A 16614-nucleotide genomic window follows, 5' to 3' on the forward strand; every position below is an offset into this window, starting at 1 on the left:
CGTAATATTTTTGTCGGAGCCTTGGAACGGGCCGTCGTTTTTCTGCGATTTTCGTTGTATTCCGGGAAGGGCAGGCGTATAATGTGATGTTGCAAGAGGTAACAAAAGGAGTTGACCTGAATTGAAAGCAACTACATGTATCGCCTGCGCAGTCTGTGCCTTAGGCCTGACGGCGCCGTGTCTGGCTGAGGAACCGCTGCCCGCCGCGGCTGTCGCCGTCGTATCGGTTCAGCCGGCGCAGGATGCGTCGGCTGCGTCGTGGCTCGAACCGGCTGCCGGCGAATGGTACGACCTGAAGGGCGAATTGGCTATGACGATCAGCGGCAGCACGATCAACGGCTGCCCCGTCGCGGCATCAGGAAACTGTACGTATGGATATCCCCGCACGGGCCATTTCACGATTTCCGAAAGCCAGGGGACGAGAACTCTGACGTTGGATTTGCTGGGCCATAAATCCCACCAGTATCTCATCGTCGACGGCAAGACGACCCTGCGCCGCTCCATTCATCCCGAATACAGCGAATCGGTCGGCGGCATATACCTGGGCATGACGAGAGACGACGTGACGGCAAAGTACGGCTATCCCAATGAAATCACGGCCGATCAGGGCATGGAGCACTGGTCGTACGGCCTTCACCGTATGGACGTATTTTTCCAGGGCGGCATCGTCATGGCCGTCCGCCTGTATAAAGGCAGCGATATCAAATTTGATAAGTCCGGCCTGGGAGCCGACGCGGCGATGGCGGCCTACGCCGAAGCGTATAAGCTCGCCGCAGTGCCGGTTATTCCGGCGGAAGACGGCGTCCTGTCGCCGGCCTACGACTTGCCTCAGGGCGAAAAATTCCACGTCAGCCAGCGTTACGTCCAGCTGTCCGTGGACTGACGAAAATATATTCATAACGCAGGTTCTTTACCCTGTTTTGCGGGGCAAAGGGCTTGCGTTATTTTTGTATAGAACGCTCCATGGCAAAATTGACCAGGACGTGTCCTGCCCGATGAACGCACTGCCGGCGGACGACGGCGTAGCCTCGCTGCTCAAAAAACGGCCGGGCCGTCAGGGAGGCGTTGGTGCGGATCTTCGCATGGCCTTCGGCGGCGGCGCGCCCTTCGATGCGTTCCGCCAGGGCTTTGGCGACGCCGCGGCGCTGGTAGTCCTTGTGGACGTAGAGGCAGTCGAAGTACTCGCCGTCCCGGTTGGCGAATCCGACGATACGGCCGTCCTGCACGGCGACCCACGTGTCTTCCCCTTTTAAGAGGCCCTGCCATCGGGAGAGGTCCGGCTTTTTCGGGGCCCAGGCGTCGGCCTGCTCCGGTGTGTAATCCTTGAGGTTTACGCTGTGAATCGTATCGTAAAACAACGATACGACGGACTGTAAATCCCCTTCGTCGTAGGGGCGCAGGCAGAGCTGCGCTGCTGATGGTTTCATATCCTCTCCTTATCCCGTGACGGCCAGCATGTTGTAGAGCTTTAAAATGCGGATGTCTTCCTTTGAAATATGCAGGGCCTTGATGAAATCGGCCGTTTCCGCAGCCGGCTTCTTCGTAATCAGAGCCTTGGCAGCAATGGGCATGAAGGGCCGCGACGACAAGCCGTAGTTTAAGACCCATTTGTACGGGGCGTCTAAATACGAGGCCAGCATGTTGATGGTATACTGCTCCATGGGCGTGTCCCTGTTCTGAAAAACGAGGCGCGTCAAGGCGTCGTAGTGGACCATGCGGCCTGTGTAGGTGTTTTCGCAGTGCTGATACTGGGAGACGTCGTCATAGGTCATGTACATCATGACCTTGTACGTGTTATCGGCCTGCTTTCCGCCGATTTCGATGAGGCTCCGCGACAGGCTGTTGTTGCGGCCGTCGAAGGTGTACATATACAGGCGGCGTATTCCCTGGAAAAAGGAGGGGACGGCGTCTTCCTGGCGGACGGGCTCCGGCTCGGGCGCATAATACAGAAGCTGCTCCGGCGAAACGCCTAAGGCCGCGGCGATGTCGTATAAGGTGTCGACGTCTAAGGAAATCTGCCCCTTTTCATATTTGGAAACGGTGGCCTTGCTCTTGCAGATAGCGTCGCCGAGTTCCTGTACGGTCCAACCCTTCTTTTTTCTGAAAATATTAATTTTTTTGCCTATTTCCTCGCTTATATGCATGATGCTCACCTGTTTCTTATAAATCTTTCTGGAATCGGAAATACGAGGTTATATACATAGTATAAGGAAAAAATCGGAGATTTTCTACTATAAGGAAACAAATTTAGAAATATTGTTTCGTTTCGCGAGAAAGGCCCTGCTTTGACGAGGGACGTCTTCTTTGGTATGCTGTGTACATAACGAAACGCATACTGATGAAGGAGATGACTGCCATGACTTACGATTTTGATGAAATCATCGACCGCCGCCATACAAACGCCCTCAATACGGACGGCTTCCGCGGCTATATTTTCCACGCCGGGCCGGAAAAGAAGTTTCCCTTTGCTGACGACGAATTCGTCCGCATGTGGGTGGCCGACATGGAATTTGCCACGCCGCCGGAAATCTGCCAGGCCATGAAAGACCGCATCGACCGCCGCATTTTCGGCTATACCCTGCTGTGCGACGACTCCTACTACGACGTCTTTGCCGGCTGGTGCCAAAAGATGTACGGCTGGACCTTCCCCAAGGAAGAGCTCGTCTTTTCGCCGGGCATCATTCCGGCCCTGTACGAGCTCGTCGAAGACCTCGTCAAGGACACGGAAAAAATCCTCATGGTATCGCCGGCGTACGGCTTTTTCCAGCACGCCGCCGAATACGCCGATCGGACTTACGTATGCTCGCCCTTGATGTACGATGCGGGCAAATTTTCCATCGACTTCGACGACTTCGAGGCGAAGGCCGCCGACCCGCACATGAAGCTGGTCATCTGGTGCAATCCTCACAACCCGACGGGCCGCATCTGGACGGAAGAGGAGCTCCGGCGCGTCGCGGCCATCGTAGAAAAGTATAACCTCTGGATTATCAGCGACGAAATTCACTGCGATCTCCTGCGCTGCGGCAAGACCCACACGCCGATGGGCAAAATCATGGCGGATTATCCCAAGCTCGTGACATGCATGTCGGCAAGCAAGACCTTCAACATGGCCGGCCTCATGTTCTCGGACATCATCATCCGCGACGCCGAGCTGCGGCGCCATTTTGCGGCCCGCGACAAGACTGTGGGATTCATCAATCCCTTGTCCCTCGAAGCCCACAAGGCGGCTTACCTCTCTTGCGGCGACTGGCTCGACCAGCTCCGGGCATATCTGGACGGCAACTTCCAGTTTGTCAAGGACTACGCAGCGGAGCACCTGCCGAAGATTTCCTTTGAAATTCCCGACGCGACGTACCTGGCTTGGATGGACATGAGCCCCTACCTCGGCGACGTAGAAAATATCCCCGATTTCTTTGCTAACGAAGCGGGTGTACTCCTCGAAGGCGGCGACAGCCTGTTCGTCGGCAACGCTAAGGGCTTTATCCGCCTGAACCTGGCCATGCCCCGTTCGATCATAGCCGAAGGCCTGAGGCGAATGGACGAAGCGATTCAAAAGCATTTGGCGACGAAATAAGAAGGCTTATTTTATAGCAATAAATTGACATGCCTCTCCGGCGAAGATGCGCCTTGCCTTTGCCGGAGAGGTTTTTGCTGCCGATGCGGTTGGGCAGATATTTGACGTGTTTTCGCAAATTCAGTATAATGGAGGCATGCTGAGGCAGGGGCAGTGCTTGTATGGAACCGGCTCGGCGTACCGGGATGATACCGGTTATTTTTTTGCAGTTTTGATGACGTGTTTGATGCGAAATTGTGAGGAGTCTCTATGTATACAGTAACGAAACGGCTGGAAATTGCGGCGGCTCACCGCCTGAGCCTGAACTACGAAAGCCAGTGCGAAAACCTGCACGGCCACAACTGGATTATCTACGTGACGTGCCGGCGGGAAGAGCTGAATGAAAACGGCATGGTCGTCGATTTCAAGGAAATATCCAATATCGTGAAGGGGAAGCTGGATCACGCCTATCTGAACGACGTGATTCCCGGCAATCCGACGGCGGAAAACATCGCCAAGTGGATCTGCGATTCTATCCCCTTTTGCGTCAAGGTAAGCGTACAGGAGTCGGAAGGGAACGTGGCGACGTATGAAGTATAAGTTTCCCGTCGTAGAAATCTTCGACAGCATCGAGGGAGAAGGAAAGCGAACAGGCTACATGAGTACCTTTATCCGCTTCGCCGGCTGCAATCTCCGCTGCTCGTACTGCGATACGGCCTATGCCTTGTCGGCAGACGACGCGGCGGCGGAATACACGGCAGACGAATTGGCGCAGCTCGTACAGTCTAAGCCGTGGAGCCGCGTGACCCTGACGGGAGGCGAGCCCATGCTGCAGCCCCTGCAGGAGCTGACGGAACGGCTTTGCCGCGGCGGCTGCGAGATCAATATCGAGACGAACGGGGCCGTCCTCTTGCCGAAGGAGCGTCCTGCGGGCCTGTTTTATACGATGGACTGGAAATCCCCCTCGTCGGGCATGAGCGAAGCCATGAAGCTGGAAAACCTGCAGGAACGGCTGACGCCTGCCGACGTCGTCAAGTTCGTCGTCGCGACGAAGGACGATTTGGACGACATGGCCTATACGATTTCCCACCTGCTGCCGGCAGCGCGGCCCCTGCTGTACGTATCGCCCGTGTGGGGCGAAATCGAACCGGCGGCTCTCGTCGATTTCGTCAAGGAGAAGGGCCTGGACGACGTGTGCGTGCAGGTGCAGCTCCATAAAATCATCTACGATCCGGAGGCCAGAGGCGTATAATGGACAGAGAAAAATTAAAGCAGGCAGCGGCGCTGATCCTGGAAGCCGTCGGGCAGGATGGCCGCGACGAGACGAAGGAGACGCCGGAGCGGTTTGCCAAGATGATGGAGGAACGGCTGGCCTATGCCGGCGTTTCCAACGAAGAAATCGCTAAGGAATTCGATAAGGTGTTTCCCTGTGATGACGGCAATATGGTCGTTGTCAAGGACATCGACGTGTTCAGCTTTTGCGAGCATCACATCGCCCTCATGTACGATATGAAAATCGCTATCGGCTATATCCCCAAGGGATGCGTCATCGGCTTGTCGAAGCTGGCCCGCATTGCCGACGCCGTCTGCCGGCGCCTTCAGCTGCAGGAGCGCATCGGCGCCGATATATACGACGTGCTGCGGCGCATCGTCAAGACCGACGACATCATCGTCTGCATTCAGGGCGAGCATTCCTGCATGACGGCCCGGGGCATCAAAAAGCCGGGCTCCCAGACGCGGACCTTGTACGCTGGCGGCGTCTTTGACGATCCCCTGCGGAGAAATGAATTTTTTAACCTCATACGGTAATGCATACAGGCTCCCCATCAGACGGATACGCTGTCTGATGGGGAGCCTGACGTCGTTTGGGCCTTATGGGATGATTTGAATGGTGTCTTGCAGTTCTTTTTCTAATTTCAGGCGGTGGGCTTTTTCATATAAGCCGGCCATGCTGCCGTCGTGGAGGAAAATGACCTGCCGCCCTAATTTGATTTTCTTTTCCTTGATCATGTCGAGGACGGCGGCGAAGGCCTTGCCGGAACTCGTCGGGTCGAGGAGAATTCCCTCGTGGCCGGCCATGAGGCGGACGGCGTCGCGGACATGGCGGTCCGGTTCGCCGTATCCCTTGCGGATATAGGCCGTCTCGATGTGCATGTCGCTGTCGTCGAAATCAAAGCCATACGTTTCCTTTACCTGCCGGAAGTAGTCGCCCAGGCGGTCTTCGTCGAGGGGCTTGACGGCGATGCCGACGGGCTTTAAGGACGAGCCGATGGCTTTCAGGCCGCAGTATAAGCCGACGTACGTGCCAAGGGTCGTCACGGGGACGTAGACCGTCGCTCCCTGCAGGTACTGTTCCTGAGCCTGCTTGTCCAGCTCGGCGGCGCAGTCGTAATAGCCCAGCATGCCCGTCGCGTCGCTGCCGCCCATAGGGATGAAGTACAGACGGTGGCCCTGGGCGATTTCCTGTTCCATGACGGCCCTTGCCGTTTCTTCCAGCTGGACCGCTTCAGGGCGGCCGTCGTCCTTCTTGATGACGGTGCGGGCGCCGAATAGGCTGCTGAGGAGCAGGTTGCCGCTCAGTTCGCCGTCGTAATTACCGACGGAAATGACGATGCTGCGCAGGCCGTATTTGGCTGCCGCAGCCGCCGTGAGACGGCAGTGGTCGGAGCGGATGTCGCCGACGGTGACGACGGTGTCGGACTGGGAATTGACGGCATCGAACAGCAGGTATTCCAATTTACGCAGCATGCCGCCGCCTCCGCCGAAGGGCGTCACATCGTCGCGCTTTATGTAGAGTTCCCGGAAGAGCTCCTGAGACAAGCCCGAAAGGTACTGCAGCGGCGTCGGGTGCTCGTCCAGAAGGGTCAGTTTCGGTCGTAATGTGTTCATAATCAGGCCTCCTTTTATCTTCTATGCTTAATAGTATCATAGATAAAATGGGGAGAAAAGAGGAAACCACGGGCCCCGTCTGCGGAATATGCGGCGGGGCCCGTGGTTGGAGAAGCGATATGAGTCGCGGCGGCTGGCGTCATTTAAGCGGGCGCTGCCGCCGGCGGTCGGTTATAAGCCGGGCAGTACGACTACCATGAGGTGCGAAATGATGTAGTAGGAAATGGCCCCCATGATGGCCGTGCAGGGAATGGTCATGACCCAGGCCGTGACCATCTGACGGGCTACGTTCCAGTGGACGGCTTTGGCCCGCTGGGCCGCGCCGACGCCCATGATGGAGCCGGAGACGACGTGCGTCGTCGAGACGGGCAGGTGGAGCATCGTCGCCGAGAAGATGACGACGGCCGAGTTCAAGTCGGCTGCAAAGCCGTGGATGGGGTGCATCTTGAAGATCTTGCCGCCGACGGTGCGGATGATTTTCCAGCCGCCGACGCTGGTGCCGAGAGCCATGGCCAGGGCGCAGAGGAACTTGACCATCGTCGGGACTTCCAGCGTGTCGATGACGCCGCCCGACAAGAGGGCCAGGGTGATGATGCCCATGGACTTCTGGGCGTCGTTGGAACCGTGGGAGAAGGCCATGAGGGCCGCTGAGACGACCTGCAGCCTGTTGGCCGTCATGTTGATCTTAGCCGGCTTGAAGTTGCGGCAGACGACGAACAGGATGTTCATGATGATATAGCCGACGACGATGGCCGTTACGGGCGACAGGATGAGGGACAGGAAAATCTTGATGATGCCCCAGTCGTTGAGGGCCGCCGTGCCGACGGAAAAGGCGACGGCGCCGATCATGCCGCCGATGAGGGCGTGGGACGAGCTGGAGGGCATGCCGAACCACCAGGTCAGCAGGTTCCAGACGATAGCGCCGACGAGGCCGGCGACGATGACCAGCTCGTTGATCATGGCCGGCGACGTGACGATGTCGCCGCCGATGGTCTTGGCGACGCCCGTAGAAATCATAGCGCCGACGAAGTTTAAGAAGGCCGACCCCATGATGGCGATGCCCGGCCGGATGGCCCGCGTCGAGACACAGGTGGCGATGGCGTTGGCCGTATCGTGGAAGCCGTTGATAAAGTCGAAGGCCAGGGCCAGGACGACGACCAGGATAATTAACGGGGTATCAAGCATACTTCATCGTCACCTCTTTTATGATATTGCCGAGCTCTTCCACTTCGTCCGACGTGTCTTCCAGCGTGCCCAGCACGTCTTTCCAGCGGATGATGTCGAGCAGGTCCATTTCGCCGTTGAAGATGCGGGAAATTTCGCGGCGGTAAATGTTGTCGACTTCCGTTTCGATTTTGCTCAGGCGGTTGGCCCGTTCCATGAGCTCCGCTTCGTTTTTGTCGATGTTTTTCAGGAGCGAGAAAATGTCTTTCAGCTCTTTTCCCATGAGCTCCAGCTGGTCGACGATGTCGACGGCGGCCGGCGTCATCGTTTCGATATGGTACAGGCTGATGCGCATGAGCGAGCCGTGGAGCAGATCGATGCAGTCTTCGAGCTGGCATGTGAGCTTGTAAAAGTCTTCGCGGTCGATGGGCGTAATAAATACGCGGCATAACTTCATGATGACGTCTTCGTTGATTTTATCCGACGTGTGCTCCAGCTGGGCGATATCCTTCATGTACATGGAAATATTGGCCGTGTTGGTCATGACGTCCTTGGCGATGAGGGTGCCGCGGTGGAAGTTTTCGGCGTTTTCAACCAAATAATCAAAAAACTCTTCATGCTTGTTGCTGATACTGAACATCTATGTGACTCCTCCTAAGTAATGATTGGTTCCAGTATATAATATATCGTTTGTCATTATGTAAAAGAAATGTAAAGAATTTGTAAAATTATTGGGGAAAATGGGAAAAAATCGGGACGATAAACGTTTTTTTTACCCTTGTATATGCTATAATCTATACATACGAGTGAAGCAAATTTTACATACGCATGCCTGAAGGAGGATATGTTTTATGGTAAACACACGCAAGGTGGTCATCGTCGGAGCCGGCCACGTAGGCTCTCACGTCGCATTGGCCCTGATTCAGTCCGGCGAAGCCGACGACATCGTCTTGATTGATATTTTGAAGGAAAAGGCCCAGGGACAGGCGATGGACCTGGACGACGGCGTCAGCGGCGCCTTGTGCGGCAACGATGCCCAGATCCGCGCCGGCGGCTATGAAGAACTCAATGACGCCGACATCCTGGTCATGGCCTTTGGCCGCAGCCGCAAGCCCGGCGAAACGCGCCTCGACATGTTCGACGATTCGATCCGCATGGCTCAGGAAGTCATTTCCCATCTGAAGCAGGTAGACTTCAAGGGCATCATGCTCAGCATATCCAACCCTGCCGACATCATCTGCGAATACATCCGCCGTCAAATGGGCTGGGAACGCAATCGCTGCTTCTGCACCGGCACGAGCCTCGAAACGTATCGCCTGCTTCGCGTCCTGTCCCATCGGACGGGATACGCCCGCCGCTCCATTCAGGGCATGTGCATGGGCGAACACGGCAACTCCAGCTTCATCGTCTGGTCCCAGGTCTATGTCGGCGGCAAGCCCTTCGCGGCCTTCATGGCGGAAAAGCCGGAGCTGGCGGCGCTCAGCCTGGACGACTTGCAGACGGAAGTCAAGCGGGCCGGCGACATTGAAATCGACGGCAAGGGCTGCACTGAATTCGGCATCGCCAACGCGGCGTGCATGATCATTTCGGCTATTTTCCATGACCAGAAGCTCGTATGGCCCTGCTCGACGGCCTTGTTCGGCGAATACGGCGAAGAAAACGTAGCGGCCGGCGTGCCCTGCGTCATCGGCAAGGACGGCATGGAAGGCGTCGTCGAAGTCGCCCTGACGGAAGAGGAACAGAAGAAGTTCCACGATTCGTGCGATATTCTCCGCAGCTTCCTGGACCGGGCCGAAGGATTATAATTTTTATGCGTTATGGCAGGCTGTGACGAAGGCTTTCGCCGCAGTCTGCTTTTGTATTTAACTACTGTGTTGAGGTGAAAAGAAGACATGAATTTCTTATTGACCAGACAGGCGTCTCATCCTGTAGACCGGATGCTGCCGATGCCGAAATTGTTTGCCTATGGGCTGCAGCATGTCCTGGCCATGTATTCCGGAGCCGTCGCCGTGCCGATCATCGTGGCCCAGGCCCTGCATCTGACGCCGGAGCAGCTCATTCATTTGATTAACGCCGACTTGTTTACCTGCGGCATCGCGACGATTCTCCAGACCGTCGGCTTTTGGAAGGTCGGCTCCCGCATCCCCATGATACAAGGCGTCACCTTCGCGTCGGTCACGCCGATGATCATGATCGGGCAGGAGCACGGTATAACGGCCATATACGGGGCGATTATCGCCGCCGGGTTGTTTACTTTCCTCATCGCGCCCTATTTCAGCCGCCTGATCAAGCTGTTTCCGCCCGTCGTCACGGGTACGATTATCATGATGATTGGGATTACCCTCCTGCCCGTGGCCGTGCGCTGGGTCGGCGGCGGCAACCCGTCTTCGCCTGACTTTGCCAGCCCTATGAACCTGTTTCTGGCGGCCTTTACCCTGGCTATCGTCGTGGCCATTTACCGCTGCGGCAAGGGCTTTGTCAGCAACGTATCTGTCCTCATCGGGCTCATCTGCGGCACCATCTTGTCCATGATATTAGGCGTGGCTAACTTTGACGAAGTCGGGCGGGCCGATTGGATCGGCATCATCACGCCCTTTTCCTTTGGCCTTCCGACCTTTAACGTCGGCTCGATCATTTCCATGATCATCGTCATGCTCGTCGTCATGGTAGAAACGACGGGCGACTGCATCGCTATCGGCGAAATCGTCAAGCGCCCCGTCGGCAGAGGCCGGCTGGCCCGCTGTCTCCGCGCCGACGGCTTGTCGACGCTGATCGGCGGCATCTTCAACAGCTTCCCCTATACGGCCTTCGCCCAGAACGTCGGCCTCATCGCCGTCACGCGCGTCAAGAGCCGCTTCGTCGTCGCCGCTTCGGGCGTCATCCTCATCCTGCTGGGGCTGTTCCCGAAAATGGCTGCCGTCGTAGCCTGCATTCCCAACGCCGTTCTCGGCGGCGCAGGCATCGCCATGTTCGGCATGGTCATTGCCAGCGGCGTCCGGGCGTTGGCGAAAGTCAAATTTGACGGAAACTATAACCTCATGCTCGTCGCCGTCAGCATCGGCATGAGCATGATTCCCCTGACGGTTCCGAATTTCTTCCAGCATTTCCCCGATGTCGTGAAGGTTATCTGCCAGAGCGGCATCACCTTGGGCAGCCTGACAGCCGTCGTGCTGAACATCTTGTTCAACGGGTTTAAGCCGGAAGAAGATAAGACCCAGGCTGACCAGGCATAATATCGTAGTATTTGCAGAGGGAGCGTACATGAAGAGACATTTACTGACCCTGGCCTGTACATGGGCCGCAGCAGCCGGAATTGCCTTGGCTGCAGAACCGCCTGCGCCGGTCCTGTCGGTGCAGGCAGCGCAGATTCAGACGGCAGAGGACGAGAGCCGCCGGTCTGACGCGGACAGTGCGCCGCCTCGCAGCCGCGCGGAAGCGGGTGAGCCTGCTTCTGCCGATACATCTGCGCCTGCCCGTTCTTCCAAAGACAAAAAGCAGGATCGCAACGCCGGAACGAAAACCGGCGAAGACCGAAAAGACCAGGCCGGACAAGCGGCTCCGGCTCCGGTAGTGACGGTACAATCGAAAATGCCGCCGGATGTAACGGTAGAAATAAAAAAGGCCCCCGCGGAAACGACGCCGAAGCCCCGGAAACAGACGGAGCAAGGCCGAAAAATCGGCATCAACGCAGCCAGCCGTATGCTCATTTTGTATGAAAACGGCAAAAAAGTCCGCATGTATCACGTAGGCGTCGGCACGCCGTCTACGCCGACGCCGCCCGGCTTTTACAGCGTGCAGACGAAGGAAGTCGACCCGACGTGGATCGACCCCAGCGATACGACCGTACAGATTCCGGCGGGCCCCGAAAATCCCCTGGGCTATCGCTGGATCGGCTTTCACGGTACCTACGGCATTCATGGGACCAATAATCCTTCCTCCGTCGGCTATTACGTGTCCAACGGCTGCGTCCGCATGCATGAGAAAGACGTGGAAGAGCTGTATCCTCTCGTATCTATCGGCACGCCGGTCATGGTCTATTACGACCGCATCGTCATCGACAGCGCGGCGGATCATACCGTATCGTACTACATCTATCCCGACGGCTACGGCTGGCAGCCGCTGACCGTTCAGGACGTGCGGCGGGCCTTAGCCGGCTACGGCGTGGAAAACTTTGTGACGGCCGAATCCATCGCCGCCAAAATCGCCGCGTCAGACGGGCAGCCGACGTATATTGCCAAAGCGTACGACCTGTATGTAAACCGGAAGAAGCTGCCCCTGCGGGCCCTGAAAGCTCACGGCATCACCTATCTTCCGGCTGTCGCCGTCGCCACGGTGCTGCGCCTGGATCTGCACTGGGACAACAGCCGCCGGCTGCTGACCAGCCCCTACGGCTCGGCTCCGGGCGTCGTGAGAAATAACGTCGTATACGTAAATGCCGCCTTTGCCGACAGGCTGTTTCATTTGTCCGGCACGCTGACGGGGGACTTGATTTACAACATGCAGTCCCAAGCGCCGCCTGCGCCTAAGGCGGCTGTAAGCGTGACCATATCGCCGACGGACGGCCCGTCGCTGAAGACGACGTGATAAAAAACGGCTCCGCTGTAGGGAGAATCGCCTGTATTTAAGGCGATTTCCTACGGCGGGCCGTTTTCTTTTGTTTCTATGGAGCGGTCTCGTGTTGACAAATAGAATATAGTGATTTATAATTGACATATGTCAAAAATAAAACGTCGCACAGGCTGGCATCAGCCGGTCATAGAAAGGGATGGACAAGTATGAAAATTGCAGTTACATATGAACAGGGCCAGATTTTCCAGCATTTCGGCCACACGGAACAATTTAAGATTTACGAAGTAGAAGACGGCGCAGTCGTCAGTGCAGAAGTCGTCGACACGATGGGCAGCGGCCACGGCGCGCTGGCTGGATTTTTGCAGGCTCAGGGCGTCAATACGCTGATCTGCGGCGGCATCGGCGGCGGCGCGCAAATGGCCCTGGCCCAGGCCGGCATCGCCTTGTACGGCGGCGTGCAGGGGTCGGCAGACGAAGCCGTAGCAGCCCTGCTGGCAGGAACGCTTTCCTTTAATCCCGACGTGCACTGCGACCATCATGACCATGCACACGGCCACGGCGATCATGCCTGCGGCGAACACGGCTGTGGCCATCACCACTAATCACAAAGCAAGACCATATACGACAGCGAAAGAAGGGTTGAAGATGAAAGAAATTACGGCATTTTATTTAAACGGCTGCCCCTACTGCCGCAACGCGAAGGCGGCGCTGGCAGAATTAGTCAGTGAAAATCCGGCCTACGGCGAGGTGCCCGTCCATTGGTATGAAGAATCGGAATCTCCCGACGTCGTCCAGGGACACTCCTACTATTACGTGCCGTCCATGTTCATCGGCACAGAAAAGCTCTATGAAGCCCAGCCGGGGCAGTCTTATGATGAAATTAAGAGCCATGTGAAGGCAGCCCTCGACGCTGCTATGGCTTAGGTCACTATACCTGCTGATTTTTCCCACAGAAATCGGCAGGTATTTTTTGCGTACAGGGAAGCGGCGCGCTCCGGCGACAGGCCGGCATCAGACTGATTGAGGGAACCACAGGCCAGAGCCGGAAAATTCTTCAGTTCCTGGATTTTGACAACATAGAGGGGTATATCATGCGATAAAAGTGAACTAAAAAAGTATTGATTTGATATGTAAAGTGTGCTATACTAAAGATACTCAATGGATAATGATTATTTTTTAGATACATGAGGAGGGAGTCATATGCGAATTGGAGAAGGCACCATTACGGAAATCCTCGACGGCGGCCTGGCGAAAGTCCGCGTCAACCGCGATCATTTATACGTTGCCTGCAGCGCCTGCTTTGGCGCCGAGCACGTCTACGTGACGGCGAGAAACAGCCTCGGCGCTCAGGAAGGGCAGGACGTGCGGTATGAAGTGCAGGACGAGCACCTTATCATGGGGGCTTTTATCTGCTTTATCGTCCCCTTGTTCCTGGTTATACTAGGCGGCATCGGCGGTTACTCCTTCGGCGCGACGGTTTTGTCGGCCTTGATCGGCGCGGCAGCCGGATTGATAGTCAGCGCCGTATTGGTCAAGCTGTACGATTCGTCCCTGGGAAAGAAAATTGATACGAAGGCTACGATTACGGAGATCATCGAAACAGAAGACGACGAGTCGTAAATGCAAAAGGCTGGCCCGAAGACACAGGAGTTCTTCGGGCCAGCCTTTTGTATTGTAGAGAGGTGATTATTTGTTTAATACGCCTTCGAGGTATGTGGCCGTATCGGTCAAGCTGTCCGATACGTAGCTTTCGATATCGCCCTTGTCGCAGTGCATGGCGAATTCCGGGTCGATAGGCAGCTTAGCCGTATGGGGGATTTCGTATTTGGCCGCCGATTCTTCTACATGGCTCGGGCCGTAGATTTCATGACGGGAATGACAGTCGGGACATTCGAAATAGCTCATGTTTTCGATGAGGCCGAGGACGGGGATATGCATGATTTCCGACATCTTCAGGGCCTTTTCGACGATCATGGAGACGAGCTCCTGCGGCGACGTGACGATGAGGATGCCGTCGACCGGCAGGGACTGGAATACCGTCAGGGGGACGTCGCCCGTTCCCGGCGGCATGTCGACGAACATGTAGTCGATATCGCCCCAGACGACGTCGGTCCAGAACTGTTTTACGGCGCCGGAAATGACCGGTCCGCGCCATACGACGGGAGCCGTCGTGTCTTCCAGGAGTACGTTCATGGACATGACTTTAATGCCCGATTTTGTTTCTACAGGGAAAATGCCGTTGGCGTCGCCTGTAGCCCGTTCTGTCAGGCCGAAGGCCTTCGGGATGGACGGGCCGGTGATGTCGGCGTCGAGGATTGCCGTCTTAAAGCCGCGGCGCTGCATTTGTACGGCCATGAGGGACGTGACGAGGGATTTACCTACGCCGCCTTTGCCGCTGACGACGGCGATGACGTGCTTTACGTGCGTTCCTTCATGGGGCTGAGCCTGGAGGCTCTGCGGCTGCGTGCGGCTGGAGCATTCGCTGCTGCAGCTGGAGCAGTCGTGATTGCAATTTTCACTCATTACTATCATTCTCCTTTTTGGGGTTACATTTTCCGGCCTGACAGCGCGTATGGCGGCAGGAGCCGGCATGTTCACAGAGTTGTATGTGGCCGCCTTCGATGAGAAGGCGCTTTCCATGGACGAGAGCGTCGGCAAGCTTTCGGCGGGCGCCGTCGTAAATCCCCGTGACGGTCGTGCGGGACACGTCCATCTGGGCGGCGCACTGCTCCTGCGTCAGCCCGAGCAAATCGATCAGGCGGATGACTTCGTATTCATCAATGCGCATGATGATGACCTCTGCGTCGGCTGCGCAGCCGGACGGGGCGAACTCGCCGGCTTTAGGCAGAGAACAGACGCGGCGGCACCGCGGCGGTCTCGGCATGGAATTACCTCCCTTTTCAGTGATTCAGTATTATTATAAAAGTATAGATGACATATGTCAACAATGCCTCAGGCCTTATTTCCATAGGTTTCTTCATACCGCTTGCGCTTGCGGACAAAGGTCGACGGCGTGATGCCCAGGGCCTTGGCGGCGGCGCGGACGTTGCCTTCCTGTTCGTAGGCCATCGTCAGGTAATGGTATTCCAGCTTTTCCAGCGTTTCGTTTAAGTCGGAAGGGAGTTCGTCCGGTACTTCGGCGGCCGTCTCCGGCGCGGCTTCTTCGGCTGCCTGTTCGGCTGGGACGACAGGGTTCGTCGGCCGGAGCAGGTGGAGGTCTTCCGGCTTGATTTCGTCGCCGGAGCTGATGATGACGGCCCGTTCGACGATGTTTTTCAGCTCGCGGATATTGCCGGGCCAGGGGTATTCGTTCAGGAGCTGAATGGAAATGTTGGAAAACCTCTTTTTAAAATTGTATTTTTGATTGAGCTTGCCCAAAAACGACAGGGCCAGGGGGGTAATATCCTTTTTGCGGAACCGCAGGGGCGGGATGGAAATGGGAAAGACTGTGAGGCGATAGTATAAATCCTCGCGGAATTGGTCGTTCTTCACCATGTCTTCCAAATTGCGGTTCGTCGCCGCGATGATGCGCACGTCGATTTTTATCGGCTTGGTGCCGCCGACGCGCATGATTTCCTGCTCCTGAAGGGCTCGCAGCAGCTTGACCTGCATGTCTTTCGGCAGCTCGCCGATTTCGTCGAGAAAGAGGGTTCCCTTGTCGGCTAATTCGAACAGGCCGATTTTTCCGCCCCGGCTGGCTCCGGTAAAGGCGCCGCTTTCGTAGCCGAAGAGCTCGCTTTCGATGAGGCTGGGCGGGATGGCCCCGCAGTTTACCTGGATGAAGCTGTTTTTGGCCCGGCTGCTGTGCTGGTAGATATAGCGGGCCATGACTTCCTTGCCGACGCCTGTTTCGCCGAACAAGATGACCGTCGTGTCCATGGGGGCGACGCGGTTGGCCAATACCATGGCTGCCAGGGCCGTTTCATCGCGGACGATGAGCTCCCGCTCCGTAAGGGGCGTCTGAATGTGTTCCAGCTCGAGGCGAAGGCGCTCGATGGCGTCGGTCTTTTCCTGTATCGATTCCTTGAGGTTGTATATTTCCGTCAGGTCGCGGACGTTGGTGACGATCATGATGAGTTCGCCGTTTTTGTCGAAAATAGGCGAGCTGGTGACCAGGGCTTCCTTCCCCGATTTGAACCGCTGCTGCAAGGTGACGGGCCGCTTCGTGCGGGACACGATGAGAGAGCCCGACTCGGAGATGAGCTTCTGCTGCACCAAATCGGCCATATTCTTTCCTAAGATTTCGTCTTTTGTCAGGCCGGTAATTTCTTCGTACGAATGGTTGATGCGCAGGACGTTGCAGTTTTTATCGGTAATGAAAATACCGTCGAAGGAGTATTCGATAATCGCGTTCAGGTGTTCTGCCGCTTCGGCGACAGTGGAAAAAATTTCTTTCGTTCCCATAGGACTCCTCTCTTCCAGCATGCTGTTTAGTGTAG

Annotated in this window: 19 protein-coding genes; 11 read left to right on the top strand and 8 right to left on the bottom strand. The window is 56.4% G+C overall.

Annotated elements, in window-relative coordinates:
* Window positions 1-121 precede the first annotated feature (121 nt).
* Window positions 122-883 carry a hypothetical protein gene (locus tag DKB62_RS07515; RefSeq protein ID WP_107195351.1) on the top strand — a complete coding sequence of 254 codons (762 nt, stop codon included), beginning with the start codon at window positions 122-124 and terminating at the stop codon, window positions 881-883.
* 58 nt (window positions 884-941) lie between these two features.
* On the opposite strand, the gene DKB62_RS07520 is transcribed toward DKB62_RS07515, so the two are convergent.
* A complete protein-coding gene (locus DKB62_RS07520; protein ID WP_107195350.1) occupies window positions 942-1427 on the bottom strand; it encodes a GNAT family N-acetyltransferase in 486 nt (161 codons plus the stop codon).
* Window positions 1428-1436: 9 nt separating this feature from the next.
* Window positions 1437-2144 (bottom strand): helix-turn-helix domain-containing protein, encoded by a 708-nt coding sequence (locus DKB62_RS07525; RefSeq protein ID WP_232818728.1) that lies wholly within the window; start codon window positions 2142-2144, stop codon window positions 1437-1439.
* A 212-nt stretch (window positions 2145-2356) separates the two neighbouring features.
* On the opposite strand from DKB62_RS07525, the gene DKB62_RS07530 reads away from it, so the two are divergent.
* From DKB62_RS07530 to folE, 4 genes are all read left to right on the top strand, one after another.
* Window positions 2357-3574, top strand: a complete 1218-nt coding sequence (locus DKB62_RS07530) for a MalY/PatB family protein (protein ID WP_107195349.1) — start codon at window positions 2357-2359, stop codon at window positions 3572-3574.
* 249 nt (window positions 3575-3823) lie between these two features.
* A complete protein-coding gene (gene queD / locus DKB62_RS07535) occupies window positions 3824-4153 on the top strand; it encodes a 6-carboxytetrahydropterin synthase QueD (RefSeq protein ID WP_107195348.1) in 330 nt (109 codons plus the stop codon).
* On the top strand, window positions 4143-4805 hold the full coding sequence (locus DKB62_RS07540) for a radical SAM protein (RefSeq protein WP_107195347.1): 663 nt from the start codon (window positions 4143-4145) through the stop codon (window positions 4803-4805). Before queD ends, DKB62_RS07540 begins: the two co-directional genes overlap by 11 nt.
* Window positions 4805-5362, top strand: coding sequence for a GTP cyclohydrolase I (folE, locus tag DKB62_RS07545; RefSeq protein WP_107195346.1), 558 nt, complete (start codon window positions 4805-4807; stop codon window positions 5360-5362). Before DKB62_RS07540 ends, folE begins: the two co-directional genes overlap by 1 nt.
* Before the next feature lie 63 nt (window positions 5363-5425).
* Here the strand turns inward: folE and DKB62_RS07550 are convergent, their stop codons facing one another.
* The 3 genes from DKB62_RS07550 to DKB62_RS07560 form a co-directional block, all read right to left on the bottom strand.
* Window positions 5426-6442, bottom strand: a complete 1017-nt coding sequence (locus DKB62_RS07550) for a 1-aminocyclopropane-1-carboxylate deaminase/D-cysteine desulfhydrase (protein ID WP_107195345.1) — start codon at window positions 6440-6442, stop codon at window positions 5426-5428.
* 171 nt (window positions 6443-6613) lie between these two features.
* Entirely contained in the window at window positions 6614-7627 is a 1014-nt protein-coding gene (locus DKB62_RS07555; protein WP_107195344.1) for an inorganic phosphate transporter, read from the bottom strand.
* Entirely contained in the window at window positions 7620-8246 is a 627-nt protein-coding gene (locus tag DKB62_RS07560) for a DUF47 domain-containing protein (RefSeq protein ID WP_107195343.1), read from the bottom strand. The genes DKB62_RS07555 and DKB62_RS07560 overlap by 8 nt, the downstream gene beginning before the upstream one ends.
* Window positions 8247-8457: 211 nt before the next feature.
* On the opposite strand from DKB62_RS07560, the gene DKB62_RS07565 reads away from it, so the two are divergent.
* From DKB62_RS07565 to DKB62_RS07590, 6 genes are all read left to right on the top strand, one after another.
* A complete protein-coding gene (locus DKB62_RS07565; RefSeq protein ID WP_107195342.1) occupies window positions 8458-9411 on the top strand; it encodes an L-lactate dehydrogenase in 954 nt (317 codons plus the stop codon).
* 87 nt (window positions 9412-9498) lie between these two features.
* Entirely contained in the window at window positions 9499-10839 is a 1341-nt protein-coding gene (locus DKB62_RS07570; RefSeq protein ID WP_107195341.1) for a nucleobase:cation symporter-2 family protein, read from the top strand.
* A gap of 28 nt (window positions 10840-10867) precedes the next feature.
* The gene (locus tag DKB62_RS07575; RefSeq protein ID WP_232818727.1) at window positions 10868-12190 is read left to right on the top strand and encodes a L,D-transpeptidase; all 1323 of its coding nucleotides are present in this window, start codon (window positions 10868-10870) and stop codon (window positions 12188-12190) included.
* A gap of 191 nt (window positions 12191-12381) precedes the next feature.
* The gene (locus DKB62_RS07580) at window positions 12382-12777 is read left to right on the top strand and encodes a NifB/NifX family molybdenum-iron cluster-binding protein (RefSeq protein ID WP_107195340.1); all 396 of its coding nucleotides are present in this window, start codon (window positions 12382-12384) and stop codon (window positions 12775-12777) included.
* A 43-nt stretch (window positions 12778-12820) separates the two neighbouring features.
* Entirely contained in the window at window positions 12821-13099 is a 279-nt protein-coding gene (locus tag DKB62_RS07585; RefSeq protein WP_087477228.1) for a glutaredoxin family protein, read from the top strand.
* Between the two features lie 276 nt (window positions 13100-13375).
* Window positions 13376-13795: a SoxR reducing system RseC family protein gene (locus DKB62_RS07590; protein WP_107195339.1), complete on the top strand. Its 420-nt coding sequence runs from the start codon at window positions 13376-13378 to the stop codon at window positions 13793-13795.
* A 66-nt stretch (window positions 13796-13861) separates the two neighbouring features.
* On the opposite strand, the gene DKB62_RS07595 is transcribed toward DKB62_RS07590, so the two are convergent.
* The 3 genes from DKB62_RS07595 to DKB62_RS07605 all read right to left on the bottom strand — a co-directional run bounded on the left by DKB62_RS07595 (window position 13862) and on the right by DKB62_RS07605 (window position 16579).
* Complete coding sequence (locus DKB62_RS07595; protein WP_087477232.1) at window positions 13862-14698, bottom strand: Mrp/NBP35 family ATP-binding protein; 837 nt, start codon at window positions 14696-14698, stop codon at window positions 13862-13864.
* Window positions 14691-15059 (bottom strand): DUF134 domain-containing protein, encoded by a 369-nt coding sequence (locus tag DKB62_RS07600; RefSeq protein ID WP_107195338.1) that lies wholly within the window; start codon window positions 15057-15059, stop codon window positions 14691-14693. Before DKB62_RS07600 ends, DKB62_RS07595 begins: the two co-directional genes overlap by 8 nt.
* 68 nt (window positions 15060-15127) lie before the next feature.
* Window positions 15128-16579: a sigma-54 interaction domain-containing protein gene (locus DKB62_RS07605; protein ID WP_087477234.1), complete on the bottom strand. Its 1452-nt coding sequence runs from the start codon at window positions 16577-16579 to the stop codon at window positions 15128-15130.
* Window positions 16580-16614: the final 35 nt, after the last annotated feature.

The organism is Megasphaera stantonii (genome assembly GCF_003367905.1).
GTDB classification, from domain to species: domain Bacteria; phylum Bacillota; class Negativicutes; order Veillonellales; family Megasphaeraceae; genus Megasphaera; species Megasphaera stantonii.

What these genes read in the sequence shown, in the direction of transcription:
- DKB62_RS07520 (WP_107195350.1), bottom strand. Translation starts at nt 1,427, where the DNA reads ATGAAACCATCAGCAGCGCAGCTCTGCCTGCGCCCCTACGACGAAGGG.
- DKB62_RS07525 (WP_232818728.1), bottom strand. Translation starts at nt 2,144, where the DNA reads ATGCATATAAGCGAGGAAATAGGCAAAAAAATTAATATTTTCAGAAAA.
- DKB62_RS07530 (WP_107195349.1), top strand. Translation starts at nt 2,357, where the DNA reads ATGACTTACGATTTTGATGAAATCATCGACCGCCGCCATACAAACGCC.
- queD (WP_107195348.1), top strand. Translation starts at nt 3,824, where the DNA reads ATGTATACAGTAACGAAACGGCTGGAAATTGCGGCGGCTCACCGCCTG.
- DKB62_RS07540 (WP_107195347.1), top strand. Translation starts at nt 4,143, where the DNA reads ATGAAGTATAAGTTTCCCGTCGTAGAAATCTTCGACAGCATCGAGGGA.
- folE (WP_107195346.1), top strand. Translation starts at nt 4,805, where the DNA reads ATGGACAGAGAAAAATTAAAGCAGGCAGCGGCGCTGATCCTGGAAGCC.
- DKB62_RS07550 (WP_107195345.1), bottom strand. Translation starts at nt 6,442, where the DNA reads ATGAACACATTACGACCGAAACTGACCCTTCTGGACGAGCACCCGACG.
- DKB62_RS07555 (WP_107195344.1), bottom strand. Translation starts at nt 7,627, where the DNA reads ATGCTTGATACCCCGTTAATTATCCTGGTCGTCGTCCTGGCCCTGGCC.
- DKB62_RS07560 (WP_107195343.1), bottom strand. Translation starts at nt 8,246, where the DNA reads ATGTTCAGTATCAGCAACAAGCATGAAGAGTTTTTTGATTATTTGGTT.
- DKB62_RS07565 (WP_107195342.1), top strand. Translation starts at nt 8,458, where the DNA reads ATGGTAAACACACGCAAGGTGGTCATCGTCGGAGCCGGCCACGTAGGC.
- DKB62_RS07570 (WP_107195341.1), top strand. Translation starts at nt 9,499, where the DNA reads ATGAATTTCTTATTGACCAGACAGGCGTCTCATCCTGTAGACCGGATG.
- DKB62_RS07575 (WP_232818727.1), top strand. Translation starts at nt 10,868, where the DNA reads ATGAAGAGACATTTACTGACCCTGGCCTGTACATGGGCCGCAGCAGCC.
- DKB62_RS07580 (WP_107195340.1), top strand. Translation starts at nt 12,382, where the DNA reads ATGAAAATTGCAGTTACATATGAACAGGGCCAGATTTTCCAGCATTTC.
- DKB62_RS07585 (WP_087477228.1), top strand. Translation starts at nt 12,821, where the DNA reads ATGAAAGAAATTACGGCATTTTATTTAAACGGCTGCCCCTACTGCCGC.
- DKB62_RS07590 (WP_107195339.1), top strand. Translation starts at nt 13,376, where the DNA reads ATGCGAATTGGAGAAGGCACCATTACGGAAATCCTCGACGGCGGCCTG.
- DKB62_RS07595 (WP_087477232.1), bottom strand. Translation starts at nt 14,698, where the DNA reads ATGAGTGAAAATTGCAATCACGACTGCTCCAGCTGCAGCAGCGAATGC.
- DKB62_RS07600 (WP_107195338.1), bottom strand. Translation starts at nt 15,059, where the DNA reads ATGCCGAGACCGCCGCGGTGCCGCCGCGTCTGTTCTCTGCCTAAAGCC.
- DKB62_RS07605 (WP_087477234.1), bottom strand. Translation starts at nt 16,579, where the DNA reads ATGGGAACGAAAGAAATTTTTTCCACTGTCGCCGAAGCGGCAGAACAC.